We start from the raw sequence: 17414 nt of genomic DNA, 5'->3' as shown, positions 1-17414 counted from the left end.
ATGTAACACGAAATTAATAAGCCACAAACAACTCACCACAAACAAAACAACTAATTAACACCAACAAAACATGACAACTTGTGACAATAATCACAATTTCTGTAATCAGATTACATTTTTTGATTATTTCGTTAAAAAGACGCGTCTACATCATATTTTATCTTAATGAGGTTTCATAAAATACGCGCAGGATTTCAAGGATAGATGCGCACGACGCATCTTTTCATTTTTTTACCGTCTTACTTTCGGAGGATAGCTGTGAAGACTATTACCACAGATATCGCTGTAATTGGCGCGGGTGGTGCAGGCCTACGTTCTGCCATCGCTGCTGCAGAAGCAAACCCAGAACTAGAAATTGCACTTATTTCAAAAGTCTACCCAATGCGTTCGCACACCGTTGCAGCAGAAGGTGGATCAGCTGCCGTAATCAAAGACGAAGATAGCTTTGATAATCACTTCAACGATACTGTTGGTGGTGGTGACTGGCTATGTGAACAAGATGTGGTTGAATATTTCGTTGAGAACTCAACCCGTGAAATGATCCAAATGGAACAATGGGGTTGTCCATGGAGCCGTAAAGAAAACGGCGAAGTGAACGTACGTCGTTTTGGTGGTATGAAAGTTGAACGCACATGGTTTGCGGCAGATAAGACTGGCTTCCATATGCTACACACCCTATTCCAGACATCTATCAAATACCCACAAATCAAACGTTACGATGAATACTTCGTGGTTGATCTTTTAGTTGAGAATGGCGAAGTACAAGGTTTGATTGCTATTCACATGGCTGAAGGTGAACTGATTTGTATTAAAGCAAAATCAGTGATTCTAGCAACAGGTGGCGCGGGTCGCGTTTACCACTGTAATACTAACGGCGGCATTGTAACTGGCGATGGTATGGCAATGGCATTCCGTCATGGTATCCCATTACGTGACATGGAGTTTGTTCAATACCACCCTACGGGTTTACCAGGTACTGGTATTTTGATGACCGAAGGTTGTCGTGGTGAAGGCGGTATTATCGTCAATAAAAACGGTTACCGTTACCTACAAGATTATGGCATGGGCCCTGAGACACCAGTAGGCGAGCCAAAAAATAAATACATGGAACTGGGCCCACGTGACAAAGTTTCACAAGCGTTTTGGCATGAGCAGCAAAAAGGCAACACGATTCAACACCCACTAGGTGATGTAGTAATGCTTGATTTGCGTCACCTTGGTGAAGAGTACTTACATGAGCGTCTACCGTTCATCTGTGAGTTAGCAAAAGCATATGTAAACGTTGATCCAGCTAAAGAGCCAATTCCAATTCGCCCAACAGTACATTACACCATGGGTGGTATTGAAACTAACGGTCAATGTGAGACGCGTATTAAGGGTCTATTTGCTGTTGGTGAATGTGCTTCTGTTGGCCTACACGGTGCAAACCGTTTAGGTTCGAACTCACTGGCTGAATTTGTGGTATTTGGTCGTGTTGCGGGTGAACACGCAGTAAAACGTGCAGAAGCATTCCAAGGCTGGAACGACGCATCAATCAAGACTCAAATTGATGCAGTACAAGCGCGTATTGATGCCCTAATGGCACAAGAAGGCGACGAGAATTGGGCCCAAATCCGTACCGAAATGGGTCATACCATGGAAGCCGGTTGTGGTATCTATCGCCAGCAAGATTTGATGCAAGCGACAATTGATAAGCTTGCAGAACTAAAGCAACGTTTCAAACATATTAGTATTCAAGATAAAGGCAAAGTCTTTAACACTGATCTACTGTATGCGATTGAAGTTGGTTACGGTTTAGATGTTGCTGAAGCAATGGCGCACTCTGCAATTTTACGTACAGAATCTCGTGGTGCACACCAACGCCTAGATGATAACTGTACTGAACGTGATGATGTTAACTTCCTTAAGCACAGTTTGGCATTCTACAACGACGGTGCTGCACCACGCATCGATTATAGCGATGTAACTATTACTAAATCACAGCCAAAAGCACGTTTATACGGTGCTGCAGCTGAAGAAGCCGCTGCCGCGGAAGCTGCTGAAGTAAAACAAGAGGAAAAGGCATAATGTCAGACAATCGCATTCAAAAAGTTGAAATTCTGCGTTATGACCCAGCGACAGATGCAGAACCGTATTTACAAACATTTGAAGTACCGTTCAATGAAACCATGTCAGTACTTGATGCATTAGGTTACATCAAAGATCACCTTGATAAGCACCTAAGCTACCGCTGGTCTTGCCGTATGGCAATCTGTGGTTCATGCGGCATGATGGTCAATGGTGTGCCTAAGTTAGCTTGTAAGAGCTTCCTTCGTGATTACCCAAATGGCGTTAAAATTGAGCCACTAGCTAACTTTGCGATTGAAAAAGACTTAATTGTCGATATGACACCGTTCATTGAGCGTCTTGAAGCAATCAAGCCATACATTATCGGTAACGACCGTACACCAGAAGATGGTACTAACCTACAAACACCAGAGCAAATGGCAAAATACAAGCAATTTGCTGGCTGTATTAACTGTGGTCTTTGCTACGCAGCGTGTCCGCAATTTGGTTTAAACCCTGAATTTATCGGTCCTGCAGCACTAACACTGGCACACCGTTATAACCTTGATAGCCGCGATCATGGCCAACATGAACGTATGGCATTAATCAACAGTGAAAATGGTGCGTGGGGCTGTACGTTTGTGGGTTACTGCTCAGAAGTATGTCCAAAGAGCGTTGATCCAGCCGCAGCTGTAAACCAAGGCAAAGTGGAATCATCTAAAGATTTCGTTATTGCAATGTTGAAGCCTCAGGAGGCATAAGGATGAGCAACCGTAAACCTTACGTTCGTGAAATGACGCGTACATGGTGGAAAGACAGTTCTTTCTATCGTTTTTACATGCTGCGTGAAGCTACTGTATTACCGCTAATTTTCTTTACTATCTGCTTAACTTTTGGCTTAGGCTGTTTAGTAAAAGGTCCTGAAGCATGGCAAGGTTGGTTAGACTTTATGGCTAATCCAATTGTTATTATTCTAAATATTATTGCGTTAGCGGGTAGTTTATTCCATGCGCAAACTTTCTTTAGCATGATGCCGCAAGTGGTGCCAATTCGCATCAAAGGCAAGAAATTAGATAAGAAGATTATCGTTCTTGCACAGTGGGCAGTTGTTGCTGTTATCACTGCCATTGTTTTAGCGCTAGTTTAAGGAGCTGCTCGTGATTAATTTACATCCAAAACGTTCCGATGAGCCAGTATGGTGGAGTTTATTTGGTGCCGGCGGTACATGGTTTGCAATGATCTCTCCTGTTACTATTTTAGTATTAGGGATCATGGTACCACTGGGGATTATCAGCCCAGACGCCGTTAGCTATGAGCGTGCAGCAGATTTTGCGACGAGCTTTATTGGTGCCTTATTTGTGATTGCAACGTTATCACTCCCAATGTGGCATGGTATGCACCGTTTACATCACGGCATGCATGATCTTAAGTTCCACACCGGTGTTGCTGGCAAGATTGCTTGTTACGCTGCAGCGTTCTTGGTGACAGCATTATCAATTATCTTTGTGTTCATGATTTAATTTTCATGTAATCACAATCTAAACAAGCACCGCTCTCTTGCGGTGCTTTTTTTATGGCTGTCATTTTAATTTACAATCACTCATGACAAATTTCAGTCAACAAAAAAGGCCGCCTAAGCGACCTTTTTTAAAGCTCAATATGAAATTACTTCACACGGCTTACGTATTCACCAGAACGAGTATCAACTTTGATAACTTCGCCAATTGCGATGAATAAAGGAACACGTACTACAGCGCCTGTAGTTAGTGTTGCTGGCTTACCACCAGTACCTTGTGTATCGCCCTTAAGACCTGGATCTGTCTCTGTTACTTCAAGCTCAACAAAGTTTTGAGGTGTAACAACGATAGGGTTGCCGTTCCAAAGTGTTAGCGTACACGCATCGTTTTCTACTAACCATTTAGCATTATCACCAACAGCTTTAACGTCTGCTGCGATTTGCTCAAAGGTTTCATTATTCATGAAATGGTAGAATTCACCGTCGTTGTATAGGTAATCAAGTTCAGTATCGATTACGTCCGCAGCTTCAACTGATTCGCCTGATTTAAACGTTTTTTCAAGAACTTTACCTGAAATAAGTTTACGGATACGAACACGGTTGAACGCTTGACCTTTACCAGGTTTAACAAATTCGTTTTCGATAATGACACATGGTTCATTATCAAGCATAATTTTCATTCCGCTGCGGAATTCATTGGTGCTGAAAGACGCCATTCTAATCCTCTTAACATCTTCGAGTTGTATTTAATGTCGCATATCATACCCCGAAACGTGCCATCTGTTGAGCAAAACTGGCTGAATGATCTAGCTAATGCGATATCTGATCCGTTAAAGCTGCTTAATATGCTTAAAATTGATCCAACACCTTGGCAAAAAGGCCTCACCGCTAAAAAATTATTTGCGCTTCGTGTTCCTGTAAGTTTTGTCGAAAGAATGGAAGTTGGCAACCCATACGATCCATTGTTGCGCCAAGTCCTACCGCTAGAGCAAGAATTCGAGGTTCACCAAGGCTATTCAACCGATCCCCTTGATGAACAAGATAACCCTATTCCAGGGCTGTTACACAAATACCACAACCGCGTCTTAATGATCGTTAAAGGCGGTTGTGCAGTCAATTGCCGTTATTGTTTTCGACGCCATTTCCCTTATCAAAATAACAAAGGCAATAAAGCAGTATGGCAACAAAGCCTTGATTACATTGCGACCCAACCACAGATTAGCGAGGTTATTTTATCCGGTGGTGATCCTTTAATGGCAAAAGATCACGAGCTGGTATGGCTACTGGAACATATTGCTGCGATCCCTCACATTAAACGATTACGGATCCATAGCCGCTTACCGGTTGTAATTCCAAATCGTATTACACCAACGCTATGTGAATTATTTGCCAATAGTCGCTTACAAATTATCATGGTGACCCATATTAACCATGCTAATGAAATCAATGCCGCATTAACCACTGCGATGACTCAACTCAAGCTAGCTAAAGTCACAATATTAAACCAAAGCGTGCTCCTTAAAGGGGTTAATGACTCCGTCACAGCGCTTACAGAGCTCAGTGAGGCACTCTTTGATGCAGGAATCTTGCCTTATTACTTACACGTGCTTGATCACGTTCAAGGGGCGGCACATTTCTTTGTTGATGATCAACAAGCGCGCGCATTAATGGCTGGTGTCATTAATAATGTTTCAGGCTACCTTGTGCCAACATTAGCCCGTGAAATAGGTGGTAGAAGTAGCAAAACACCGCTTGATCTGCACCTTGAATAACGGTTATTGCTTTATTTTAGCGATTTCATCTCTTGCCGCTACACCACAACAACCTTACTGACTCGTCATCACGAGTCAGTAAGGCTCTGTTATAAAAACAAAAAAACACCACGTACAGCTTTCCCACCAAAAAACACCTAAAACATACACTTACTTTTAAGCCTACCATAGGCCAATCAACTACCACAACTAAGTCATTGTTTTAAAATAAGTTTACATCCCGTACAGCTTTTCATGCAATATAACCAACAAACTAATGGCACATGATGTTACTTTTAATTTATAGCAGTATTGTTGTTGCTCACCATTAAAAAAAATCATCGTGGCAGATCTCGATTTTTCTAACATTTACGTGCATAGTCGCGCCTCATACAGCAGTCCTTTTTCGTATCGGCGTTCGCCAAACATCACTACTGCTGCCAACTCGCTCCCTAACATGAGTACCGTAATGAAAATTGGCATTTTGTCACAGGACGCAAACTTATATTCAACCCGTCGCCTGCTTGAGGCTTGTCATCAACGAGGCCATGAAGCGGTTATTATCAATGCCCTTCGTTGTTACATGAATATAAACTCCGTACAACCTTCTATTCATTTTGAAGGTACTGATCTTATTGGCTTTGATGCCATCATTCCACGTATAGGATCAGACATTACTTTTTATGGTTGTGCCGTATTACGCCAATTTGAAATGATGAATGTGTTCTCTGTGAATCAATCTATTGCGATCTCACGCTCTCGCGACAAACTACGCTCATTACAGTTACTGAGCCGCGAAGGGGTTGGTATGCCAATAACTGGCTTTGCCAGTAAACCTGATGATGTGTTAGATCTGATTAAAATGGTCGGCGGTGCGCCATTGGTAATAAAGCTGTTAGAAGGCACGCAAGGTATTGGCGTTGTACTTGCAGAAACTCAAAAAGCAGCAGAAAGTGTTATCGAAGCATTTATGGGGCTTAAAGCTCATATCATGGTGCAAGAATATATAGAGGAAGCTGGCGGAGCTGATATACGTTGTTTTGTGATTGGTGATAAAGTTATCGCCTCAATGAAACGCCAAGCAGCAGAAGGGGAATTTCGCTCTAACTTACACCGCGGTGGTAGTGCTTCATTAATTCGTATTACACCAGAAGAGCGTAAAACAGCGATTGCTGCAGCCAAGGCAATGGGACTCAGTGTTGCTGGGGTTGATTTATTACGTTCTAAACGCGGACCACTGATCATGGAAGTAAACTCCTCTCCCGGTCTAGAAGGTATAGAAGCAGCAACAGGCAAAGATATCGCAGGCATGATCATTGATTATATTGAAAAAAATGCAGGCAAAAGCCATCGCCATCTAAAAAACCAATAAATTAACGTGATGCTATTGTTAACAAGCAGCCACATAAGGCTGCTTTTTTATTACTCGACCAATAACGCACACCTTTTTACGGTAAAAACAGCAAAAAGGTGCGCAAACCACCCAAATTATCGATAATGTAAAACACTAACCGTAACCAATTGATATTTAATAATAAATAATTGTACAGCTTTTTTAGCTTTTTCCATGACGAACTAAAGCTTTAGGTTTGCAGTATTACAAATACTCATAATTCGCCATTTTGTTTAAAAATATGCCTAACACTCCCTCAAAAGAGATGGTTATTGATAATAAATGTGAGCTTTAAAACACTCAGCCGTTAAGACATCGATTAATACTACCGACGAGCAGCAAATTACGCTAACGTATAAACATTATAATGATGACAAAACTTAACAAGGATTAGCAATGACTGATTTTAGCTATGCCGTTGAAATGATAGAAGACGATAAGCCATTTAGTATGGGTCAGGTAAATACTAACGAGATCCCTAGTGAAGCATTAACAACCTACACCCAGTTAATTTCACAGCTACTGCAACAACCGGAGCAAGGTAAACGTTATGCTGGATTTGGTTTTGAAGGCGCAGAAAAATTAGCATTCAGTGCATTACAAATTACTGAGCATGATCAAATTGGCGCAGGTATGGTGTATAACCCAGATGATAATGGCGATAACTTTGTCTTGATTGGACGGGTATTCTTTAGCATCAAAGAAAGTAAGGTTTCGTTCAATATGGAATCAAATGCTGATGATGTACTTGTGCAAGGTGAGGTTGATTTACGTGGCTATATTCAATCATTTATCATTTGTTTTATGGCTGCATGGGTAGAACTCAACCAACAACATCTGCCAACGAATAACTAATAACACCCCAATTCAAAGCCCTTAATGTCATAACATCAGGGCTTCATTTCCTTCCTACAACCAGTGCAGCTAATGATGTAAATTAAACCTTTTTGGTGTACAAACTAAAAATCAAAAAACACCCTCGCAAAAACCAACCTAACCCACTGATAAATAAAGACATTAACACCGTACAGCTTTTCGAGCTTTTTACCCCGCAAACTAAAGTTCACAATGAGCTTTTTGGCACCCTCGTAAAACGACTCTTTATATAATATATACTGATTGGTTTTTACTGATTATCTATGCAGCTATCAAATCAATTCTTCAACCACGTCATGAAGCAATAATTTAATGCTCTAGGGTTTATTGTTAATGATCTTAAGAATTCACTATCAACACAAAATAGCTGTACTAACAACTAAAAGTATAAAAACAACAAATTGTATTTTTTAGATAAAATTAATAAAAACAATCAAAAGAATTATTTGCCATCAAAATATATATTTAGCTGCTATTATATGAATAGTTTGTTATTTGCTGATTTTTCACAATAACGGCCGCTATTACGGTTTCGTTAACTATTTATTCTGCACTGAAATCGACAACTCATTTTGTTCAGCTTTTCATTGAATGTTCATAAAAAATGTGTACAAATTACCCATCATTATATAATTGCCGACATTGACATTTAAGTTATTGTTTTTATTGTAGTTTATTTACGTACAGCTTTTCGAGGAATAATCCATGTGAACTGTGCACATTGTTCGTGATAAAAATTTATACCGTTGCCGACATAGCGCAATTATCTTGAGGCAATAAAAAAGTCGAGCTATGCTCGACTTTTTATAACGATAAGTTTTATAACACAGAGAACTTAATCTCTAAGGTTATAAATGGGCTTACATCATACCGCCCATGCCACCCATACCGCCCATGCCACCCATATCAGGCATTGCAGGTGTATCAGATGCTTTATCAGTGATCATAGCTTCTGTTGTGATCATAAGACCTGCTACAGAGGCTGCAAACTGAAGTGCAGAACGGGTTACTTTGGTTGGATCAAGAATACCCATCTCAATCATATCGCCATATTCGCCAGTCGCTGCGTTGTAACCATAGTTAGCTTCGCCAGCGCGAACGTTATTAGCGACAACAGATTCTTCATCACCTGCGTTCTTAACGATTTGACGTAGTGGTGCTTCCATTGCACGAAGTGCTACACGAATACCCACATTTTGCTCTTCGTTATCACCAACAAGGTTAACAACTTTAGACGCTGCACGAATAAGTGCTACACCACCACCCGCTACAACACCTTCTTCAACCGCTGCACGAGTTGCATGTAATGCATCTTCTACGCGATCTTTCTTCTCTTTCATTTCAACTTCAGTTGCCGCACCAACCTTGATAACAGCTACGCCGCCAGCAAGTTTAGCAACACGCTCTTGAAGTTTTTCTTTGTCGTAGTCAGAGGTTGCATCTTCGATTTGTTGACGAATCTGTGCAACACGACCTTGAATCATAATTTCTTCACCAGCACCATCAATGATAGTAGTGGTTTCTTTGGTGATAGTTACACGCTTAGCTTGACCAAGATCTTCTAGTTGAACTTTCTCTAGTTCTAGACCAATCTCTTCAGAGATAACAGTACCTGATGTTAGTACCGCGATATCTTGTAGCATTGCTTTGCGACGATCACCAAAGCCAGGTGCTTTAACAGCAGCAACTTTAACGATACCACGCATGTTGTTCACAACTAATGTTGCTAGCGCTTCACCTTCAACATCTTCAGCAACAATAAGTAGTGGACGAGATGCTTTTGCTACGCCCTCTAGTGCAGGAAGAAGTTCACGGATATTTGAAACTTTCTTATCAACCAATAGGATAAATGGACTTTCTAGATCCACAGAACCCGCTTCTTGGTTATTAATGAAATATGGTGATAAGTAACCACGATCAAACTGCATACCTTCAACAACGTCTAATTCGTCTTGAAGTGCTTGACCTTCTTCAACCGTAATAACACCATCACGGCCTACTTTTTCCATTGCTTCTGCAATAAGATTACCAACAGTTGTGTCAGAGTTTGCAGAGATAGTACCAACCTGTGCGATAGCTTTTGTATCTGCACAAGGAACAGATAATGCTTTTAGTTCTTCTACCGCAGCAACAACAGCTTTGTCGATACCGCGCTTAAGATCCATTGGGTTCATACCAGCAGCAACGGCTTTTAGACCTTCAGCAATAATTGCTTGTGCAAGTACTGTTGCTGTTGTTGTACCGTCGCCCGCAGCGTCATTCGCTTGTGAAGCCACTTCTTTAACCATTTGTGCGCCCATGTTTTGGAACTTATCTTCAAGTTCAATTTCACGCGCTACAGAAACACCATCTTTAGTGATAGTTGGTGCACCAAATGATTTATCAAGTACAACATTACGGCCTTTAGGACCTAATGTTACTTTTACCGCATCAGCTAGAATATTTACGCCTTCTAGCATTTTAATTCGTGCGTCGTTACCAAACTTAACGTCTTTAGCAGCCATCTTAGGATTTCCTTTCTTAATTCTTAATTTAATGTGATCGGATTATTCAACGATTGCCATAATGTCATTTTCAGACATGATAAGAACTTCTTTACCGTCAATTTTTTCAGTTTTAGTGCCGTAACCTTCAGCAAAAATAACCACGTCGCCTACTTGTACATCAAGTGGTTGTACGGTGCCATTTTCTAGAATGCGACCTTTACCTACAGCAAGGATTTTACCGCGAGTAGATTTTTCAGCAGCTGAACCAGTTAACACGATGCCACCGGCAGACTTAGATTCAACTTCTTGGCGTTCAACGATAACTCGGTCGTGTAAAGGACGAATGTTCATTGGTCGTCTCTCCTGATAATTAAGGTAATGTCCATGATTTTAAGCCGACAAGCTTGTGCTTGTGTGACTTTCTATATCACTAAGATGTTGGGTCGAATTTCTAAATCCCAAGGTTTAGGCGGCTTTTTTTTGTTATTTATTTGAGAAATTTTGCCCGATCACACACTTTGCATTAGGGTATGCAGGCATCCTTTTTTTGAGACCACTATGGCAACACTACTCAAGTTAGATAAACATCGATTATTATCGGCCCCGATACCAGATGCCTTACGTCGTTTAACCGTGCCAATGGTGTTTGGTATGATCGCGATTTTAATGTTTAATTTAGTCGATACTTTCTTTATTTCACGCTTGGGCACTAACGCACTGGCAGCGGTCAGTTTTACCTTTCCTGTTACCTTTGGCTTGAACTGTATCACTATGGGTATGAACGTCGGTATCTCAACTAGTATTGGACGCATGCTAGGTCAAGGTGATAGCCACAGCGCGGCCCGTATTACTACCCATGGATTATTACTAAGCCTACTATTAATGATTATTGGATCGATCATTGGATTGCTCACCATTAAACCTTTATTTACCTTAATGGGTGCATCTGCGGAATTATTACCGATCATCGAGCAATATATGACAGTGTGGTATATCGCGATTCCATTACTGGTGATCCCAATGGCGGGTAATAGTGCTATTCGAGCAACTGGTGACGCTAAAAGCCCCGCCAAAATCATGGTCATCGCTGGCGTTATCAACGGCCTTTTAGATCCTTTATTAATTTTTGGCTATGGCCCTTTTCCTGCTTTAGGTGTTCAAGGCGCAGCTATTGCCAGTGGTATCAGTTGGGTATTTGCACTCACAGCTTCTGTGTATCTACTTAAGAAAAAAGAAAAATTATTGATTCTACCGCAATGGAAATTACTAAAAAAAGATTGGCAACAAATTTTGCATATTGGCGTTCCTGCTGGTTTATCGACGGCACTCAACCCATTATCGGGAGCGTTATTAATGGCACTATTGGCAAGTCAAAGCACGGCCTCAGTGGCGGCTTACGGTGCAGCAATGCGGGTCGAGTCATTATTAGTGATTGTGATGATGGCACTTGGATCAGCATTAATGCCATTTATGGCACAAAATTTAGGTGCACAAAAACCACAGCGGGCGTTTAGCGCACTTTTTACTGCCATGCATTTTGCTATTGGGTTTCAGTTGCTGGTTTTTATTGCGATGGTGCCATTAAGTATGCCATTAGCGGCTCTATTTTCTAAAGACAGCGTAGTTCAAAATCAACTGTGGCATTACTTATTAGTAGTACCTGCAAGCTATGGGCTGCAAGCGATTTGTATGCTGTTAATTAGCGCCCTTAATGCACTGCACAAAACCATTAATGCACTGTGCTGGAATCTACTGCGGCTATTTGTGTTATTACTACCCGCGGCATGGATCGGCAGTTATATTCATGGCACTGAAGGACTATTTATTGGCATTGCAGTTGCCAATATTATTAGTGGTATTGGGGCCTATTATTACGCGCGAAAACTACGTAAAGAGCAGCTATTTACACTCGATAGAATATGAATAGCATGAATAAAAAAAAGCAGCCATCGCTGCTTTTTTATTCATCATCCATAAACAGGATAAATGTTACAATTACGGTAATCGATGATTAGAATTGTTATTTTTATGCTCATCTGTACGCTCATATTCACCATCAAACACATCACCATTGGCGCCATGTTCTGAGTGACGATGCTGTGAAAAACCACCACCAAAATGACTAAAATTACTTTTTAGCGTCACTTTTTGCATTAATAATTGCGCTACTTTAGCTCGCGATGATGGTAATAATAATACCAATCCTAACGCATCAGTCATAAATCCTGGCGTTAACAACAATACTCCAGCAACGGCAAGTAGCATTCCTTCAACAATTTCTTGAGTTGGCATTTCGCCTTGTTGAAGCTTGTTTTGCACCGAGATCAAGGTTGCAATACCTTGGCTTCTCACTAATGATGCACCAATAACTGCAGTTAATAATACAATCGCAATCGTTGGCCACAAACCTAATAAGCCACCCACCTGAATGAATAAGCCAATTTCAACTATCGGCACCACAATAAACAATAACATTAACAGTGGAAACACAAACAACCCCTTTAATTAAATAGTTTCATGCTGATGCACAGTAGTGAACATTACCTGATTATAACGTCAATTACTCAGTACAAATTTTATTAGCTCTCTAAAAAGTGTTAACAAATAAGACAAGAGTGTAATTTGAATTTGATCCCAAAACCATTATTAGCACCACTACATTTCATTCACATTCTGTCATTTTTATTCATTTTACATGCAAAATAACGTGCTACTGTTAACAGAAAATGTGAAAGAGATCGCGTTTCCGTGCAAAGATTAACAAGCTCTCGTAAAAAGTGATCTGGGTTATGTTTTTAGCGGTTGAGGGGAGTATTATCGGCTGCAATTAAGGTGTCAGGTACGATCATCTAGCCACAACTTTGCGACAATGGATTATCGCTATAAATGTTGGCTTACTTATTGATTCTAATTATAAAGATTTGCAAAGGGCTATATTATGTCTCAGATGATTGATCTTGAAAAAAATAATGCAACACTGAATGTTGCAACACGTATCGAAGAAGATCTACTAGGTGAACGTCATGTTCCTGCGGATGCTTATTGGGGCATCCACACTCTACGTGCAATTGAAAACTTCAATATTTCAAATACAACAATTTCTGATGTTCCTGAATTTGTACGTGGTATGGTCTTTACCAAAAAAGCAGCAGCTATGGCTAACAAAGAGCTTGGTGCTATTCCTTCTGACATCGGTAATTACATTGTTCAAGCGTGTGATCTTATTCTTGAAAGCGGCCGTTGCATGGATCAATTCCCATCTGACGTTTTCCAAGGTGGTGCTGGCACATCTGTTAACATGAACACTAACGAAGTTATTGCTAACCTTGCACTTGAAATCATGGGTGAAGAAAAAGGTCGCTACGATATCGTTAACCCAAATGATCATGTAAACAAATCACAGTCAACTAACTGTGCTTATCCAACAGGTTTCCGCGTAGCGGTATACAACAGCATCATTAGCATGCTGGAAGCATTGGATTACTTAAAAACAGCATTTGATGTTAAAGCGACTGAATTTGCAAGCATTCTAAAAATGGGCCGTACTCAGCTTCAAGACGCAGTACCAATGACTGTTGGTCAAGAATTCCATGCCTATGGCGTACTGCTAAAAGAAGAAATTAAAAACCTTCAATACACAGCACAACTACTACTGGAAGTTAACCTTGGTGCGACAGCAATCGGTACTGGTCTGAACGCTGCAACAGGTTACCAACAATTATCTGTTCAACGTCTTGCTGAAATCACAGGTTTACCGGTTGTTGCTGCAGAAGATTTAATCGAAGCAACATCAGATTGTGGCGCTTATGTAATGGTTCACGGCGCACTAAAACGTACAGCTGTTAAATTATCTAAAATTTGTAACGACTTACGCTTACTTTCTTCAGGTCCACGTACAGGTCTAAACGAAATTAACCTACCTGAAATGCAAGCTGGCTCTTCTATTATGCCTGCGAAAGTAAACCCTGTTATCCCTGAAGTGGTTAACCAAGTTTGCTTTAAAGTCATCGGTAACGATACTACTATCACTTTTGCAGCAGAAGCAGGTCAATTACAGCTAAACGTAATGGAGCCAGTGATTGGCCAAGCTATTTTTGAATCAATCAGCCTTCTTAAAAATGCATGTATTAACCTACGTGAGAAGTGCATCGAAGGTATTACGGTTAACAAAGAAGTATGTGAAAGCTACGTATTTAACTCAATCGGTATCGTGACTTACTTAAACCCATTCATTGGCCACCACGAAGGTGACATTGTTGGTAAGATTTGTGCAGAAACAGGTAAGAGTGTCCGTGAAGTGGTACTTGAGCGTGGATTACTGACTGAAGAGCAATTAGATGATATCTTCTCCATCGAAAACCTAATGCATCCTCAATATAAAGCTAAGCGTTATAACTAAAAACGTTAGCATCTGAGAATACCAGCGGATTGTCATTTGATTATCCGCTTTTTTTTTGCGAACAAATCCTATTTTTTATTTTTATCATTAAACTTTTAGACAGGAAAAATTCTATGACTGGAATTGAACTCTTGGTCGTTCTGGGCTTTATTTATTTAGGCTCACGGATTGGCGGTATTGGTATCGGCTTCGCCGGTGGTGCAGGTGTATTAGTGTTATCACTGATCTTTGGTGTTCCTACCAGTGAATCATTGATCCCTATTGATGTTATTTTAATTATTATGTCGGTCATCACTGCTATTGCCGCAATGCAAGTTGCCGGTGGTATGGATTGGCTGGTAGAGCTTGCAGAAAACTTCCTTCGTAAACACCCTAAGCGTATTACCTTTTATGCGCCTATCGTCACCTATTTAATGACGGTATTAGCAGGTACAGGGCATACTGCGTTTTCAACCTTACCCGTTATTGCTGAAGTGGCTAAAGGTCAAGGCATTCGCCCTTCTCGCCCACTTTCCATTGCCGTTATTGCATCACAAATTGCCATAACTGCCTCACCTATTTCAGCGGCTGTAGTGTTCTTCTCAGGTATTCTTGAACCTGTTGGGGTTAGCTACATTACGCTGCTTGCTATTTGTATTCCAACTACATTTATTGCCTGCATGGTTGGTGCTTTTGTGGCTAACTTTATGGGTTGTGAGCTTAAAGATGATCCAGTTTACCAAGATCGTTTAGCCAAAGGTTTAGTCAATATTGAACAAACGGGTAAGCGCGATATTAAACCAACAGCGCGTAAAGCAACCTACATTTTCATTACTGCAATTGTACTGGTTGTTTGTTATGCCGCTGCGATTTCTCATTCTATTGGTTTAATCACCGATCCAACATTGGGTCGTAACGAAGCAATCATTGCTGTGATGCTTACCTCTGCGGCGGTAACAGTATGGATCACTAAAATTGATGCAGCTGAAATTCCATCAGCACCGACATTCCGCTCTGGTATGACTGCTTGTATTTGTGTACTTGGTGTTGCTTGGCTGGGTGCGACTTTCGTTAACGCCCACGTTGATGGTATTAAAGAGATTGCAGGTTCATTATTAAGTGGCCACCCTTGGATGCTAGCACTGATTTTATTCTTTGCTTCAATGCTACTTTACTCTCAAGGCGCGACGACAACAGCATTAATGCCAGCAGCATTAGCCATTGGTGTTGCACCGCTAACCATGGTGGCTTCTTTTGCTGCCGTTAGTGCACTGTTCGTGTTACCAACTTACCCAACATTATTAGCTGCGGTAGAAATGGATGACACCGGTTCAACCCGAATTGGTAACTGGGTCTTTAACCATCCATTCTTTATACCTGGTGTGGTTACCATTACCACTTCAGTCGCATTAGGCTTCTTGTTAGGTAGCTTTATTCTATAATTTATACATCCCTTAGTGTTCAAAAAGCTGCTTTCGAGCAGCTTTTTTTTATTGGTGATAAATCATTGCTAAGCTAAATATAGTCTTGTTTCTAAATCCACTCACAGCACACTTAACGACGGCAAGGATAGCAGTCATGATCAGGATAAACAAAAAACTATCATTTATCATTATATTTACAGCACTCATAATGATAGTAAGTGGTTACTTTTTATTTGCAAAAAAAACGCCAGCAGCACTTATATTTACCCCTATTAATTCAATTTCAGAATTACAACATGCCCTTCGTATCGCCGCGAAACAGCAACGTCCGGTGATACTGGATGTTTATGCTGCCTGGTGTTCGCCCTGTGTTGCCCTCTCGCAGCAGACCTTTCCAGAGGGTAAAGTTATTCTTCAACTCAATAACTTTACTCGTTTAAAAGCCAATGTAACGGCTAACTCCGCTGCTGATATTGCACTAATGCAACACCTTAATGTTATCGGTTTGCCAAGCTTATTATTTTGGGATCCTCAAGGCCACCCTTTGCCACAAGCAAAAATAAGTGGTTTTATCAATGCCGATAATTTTAGTGACCATTTACAACAACCAATGTTCTCTATTACACCATCGTCAACCTCACAAACTAATGCTAAATAACATATACAATTACATAACCACGATGACAACCGCGATCAAGATCCAATCTCTACAGTGACTAAATTGCACCTTAGTTAGTGAAATGTTAACGTCAAAAAATCAATCACGACAATAGGCATCACCATGGACGTTCACTACACCATTGTTATCGCCGATGATCATCCGCTGTTTCGCAATGCTCTGTTTCAATCAATTCATATGGCTATCAGCGGCGCAAATCTCCTTGAAGCAGATTCGCAAGATTCATTATTTGCTTTGCTTGATAAAAGTGGTGATATCGATTTATTACTCCTTGATCTCAAAATGCCTGGCTCCAATGGTATGTCAGGGCTGATTCAATTACGGCAGCAGTATCCAGAGTTAGCTATTGTCGTCATTTCAGCCAGCGAAGAAGACACTGTAGTTCAACAAGTTTATAGCCATGGCGCATTTGGATTCATTCCCAAATCCAGTGATATGCACGTCTTATTAAGCGCATTAAAACAAATCCTTAATGGTGAACCTTATTTTCCTACCACCATCAATCACAATCCACATAATCAACAATTAGCCACCAAAATCGCAGCATTAACACCGCAACAATATAAAGTGTTAACCATGTTGACCGAAGGCTTACTCAATAAACAAATCGCTTATGAACTCAATGTTTCTGAAGCAACAATCAAAGCACATATGACCGCTATTTTTCGAAAATTAGAAGTTAAAAACCGTACTCAAGCAGTAATATTATTACAACAGTTAGAAATTAATTAATCCACAACACTCCCTTAGACCTTAGCCTACCTCTTGCCTACGCCATAGCAGATATAACTCGATATAGATCTCAAAAACGCCTCATTAATAGGCGTTTTTGCGTTACTACGCTCGACGATTCACTACCCACAAG

At 40.7% G+C, this 17414-nt stretch carries 16 protein-coding genes; 12 read left to right on the top strand and 4 right to left on the bottom strand.

Going from position 1 to position 17414, the window contains the following annotated elements; genetic code table 11:
* Positions 1-258: 258 nt before the first annotated feature.
* From frdA to frdD, 4 genes are read left to right on the top strand one after another with little or no spacing between them, the layout of a single operon-like run.
* A complete protein-coding gene (gene frdA, locus PAND9192_RS16060) occupies positions 259-2067 on the top strand; it encodes a fumarate reductase (quinol) flavoprotein subunit (RefSeq protein ID WP_060998678.1) in 1809 nt (602 codons plus the stop codon).
* Positions 2067-2807 carry a succinate dehydrogenase/fumarate reductase iron-sulfur subunit gene (locus PAND9192_RS16055; RefSeq protein ID WP_087854570.1) on the top strand — a complete coding sequence of 247 codons (741 nt, stop codon included), beginning with the start codon at positions 2067-2069 and terminating at the stop codon, positions 2805-2807. Before frdA ends, PAND9192_RS16055 begins: the two co-directional genes overlap by 1 nt.
* A 2-nt stretch (positions 2808-2809) precedes the next feature.
* Entirely contained in the window at positions 2810-3193 is a 384-nt protein-coding gene (gene frdC / locus PAND9192_RS16050; RefSeq protein ID WP_060998676.1) for a fumarate reductase subunit FrdC, read from the top strand.
* 10 nt (positions 3194-3203) lie between these two features.
* A complete protein-coding gene (gene frdD / locus PAND9192_RS16045) occupies positions 3204-3566 on the top strand; it encodes a fumarate reductase subunit FrdD (RefSeq protein WP_060998675.1) in 363 nt (120 codons plus the stop codon).
* Between the two features lie 145 nt (positions 3567-3711).
* On the opposite strand, the gene efp is transcribed toward frdD, so the two are convergent.
* Positions 3712-4278 carry an elongation factor P gene (efp, locus tag PAND9192_RS16040; protein WP_045038111.1) on the bottom strand — a complete coding sequence of 189 codons (567 nt, stop codon included), beginning with the start codon at positions 4276-4278 and terminating at the stop codon, positions 3712-3714.
* A 33-nt stretch (positions 4279-4311) separates the two neighbouring features.
* Here efp and epmB point away from each other — a divergent pair, with 33 nt between their 5' ends.
* From epmB to PAND9192_RS16025, 3 genes are all read left to right on the top strand, one after another.
* Positions 4312-5334 (top strand): EF-P beta-lysylation protein EpmB, encoded by a 1023-nt coding sequence (epmB, locus tag PAND9192_RS16035; RefSeq protein WP_087854569.1) that lies wholly within the window; start codon positions 4312-4314, stop codon positions 5332-5334.
* Positions 5335-5782: 448 nt separating this feature from the next.
* Complete coding sequence (gene rimK / locus PAND9192_RS16030) at positions 5783-6685, top strand: 30S ribosomal protein S6--L-glutamate ligase (RefSeq protein ID WP_065167942.1); 903 nt, start codon at positions 5783-5785, stop codon at positions 6683-6685.
* A gap of 417 nt (positions 6686-7102) precedes the next feature.
* On the top strand, positions 7103-7561 hold the full coding sequence (locus PAND9192_RS16025; protein WP_060998672.1) for a hypothetical protein: 459 nt from the start codon (positions 7103-7105) through the stop codon (positions 7559-7561).
* Between the two features lie 881 nt (positions 7562-8442).
* Here PAND9192_RS16025 and groL read toward each other — a convergent pair.
* Both groL and PAND9192_RS16015 read right to left on the bottom strand, forming a co-directional pair.
* Positions 8443-10086 (bottom strand): chaperonin GroEL, encoded by a 1644-nt coding sequence (gene groL / locus PAND9192_RS16020; RefSeq protein WP_087854568.1) that lies wholly within the window; start codon positions 10084-10086, stop codon positions 8443-8445.
* Between the two features lie 42 nt (positions 10087-10128).
* Positions 10129-10419 carry a co-chaperone GroES gene (locus tag PAND9192_RS16015; RefSeq protein ID WP_036788874.1) on the bottom strand — a complete coding sequence of 97 codons (291 nt, stop codon included), beginning with the start codon at positions 10417-10419 and terminating at the stop codon, positions 10129-10131.
* A 207-nt stretch (positions 10420-10626) separates the two neighbouring features.
* On the opposite strand from PAND9192_RS16015, the gene PAND9192_RS16010 reads away from it, so the two are divergent.
* Positions 10627-11991 carry an MATE family efflux transporter gene (locus PAND9192_RS16010; RefSeq protein ID WP_087854567.1) on the top strand — a complete coding sequence of 455 codons (1365 nt, stop codon included), beginning with the start codon at positions 10627-10629 and terminating at the stop codon, positions 11989-11991.
* A gap of 72 nt (positions 11992-12063) precedes the next feature.
* Here the strand turns inward: PAND9192_RS16010 and PAND9192_RS16005 are convergent, their stop codons facing one another.
* Complete coding sequence (locus PAND9192_RS16005) at positions 12064-12558, bottom strand: FxsA family protein (RefSeq protein ID WP_060998669.1); 495 nt, start codon at positions 12556-12558, stop codon at positions 12064-12066.
* Positions 12559-13006: 448 nt separating this feature from the next.
* On the opposite strand from PAND9192_RS16005, the gene aspA reads away from it, so the two are divergent.
* The 4 genes from aspA to PAND9192_RS15985 all read left to right on the top strand — a co-directional run bounded on the left by aspA (position 13007) and on the right by PAND9192_RS15985 (position 17281).
* Positions 13007-14467 carry an aspartate ammonia-lyase gene (gene aspA, locus PAND9192_RS16000; RefSeq protein WP_082955721.1) on the top strand — a complete coding sequence of 487 codons (1461 nt, stop codon included), beginning with the start codon at positions 13007-13009 and terminating at the stop codon, positions 14465-14467.
* Positions 14468-14580: 113 nt separating this feature from the next.
* The gene (locus PAND9192_RS15995; protein ID WP_087854566.1) at positions 14581-15888 is read left to right on the top strand and encodes an anaerobic C4-dicarboxylate transporter; all 1308 of its coding nucleotides are present in this window, start codon (positions 14581-14583) and stop codon (positions 15886-15888) included.
* 136 nt (positions 15889-16024) lie between these two features.
* Positions 16025-16528, top strand: a complete 504-nt coding sequence (locus PAND9192_RS15990; RefSeq protein WP_087854565.1) for a thioredoxin fold domain-containing protein — start codon at positions 16025-16027, stop codon at positions 16526-16528.
* Positions 16529-16651: 123 nt separating this feature from the next.
* Positions 16652-17281 (top strand): response regulator, encoded by a 630-nt coding sequence (locus PAND9192_RS15985; RefSeq protein WP_060998666.1) that lies wholly within the window; start codon positions 16652-16654, stop codon positions 17279-17281.
* Positions 17282-17414: the final 133 nt, after the last annotated feature.

This window comes from Photobacterium andalusiense (assembly GCF_900185625.1).
GTDB classification, from domain to species: domain Bacteria; phylum Pseudomonadota; class Gammaproteobacteria; order Enterobacterales; family Vibrionaceae; genus Photobacterium; species Photobacterium aquimaris.
The sequence above is the reverse complement of the archived record's forward strand: the minus strand, read 5'-3'. Positions and strand labels throughout refer to the sequence as shown.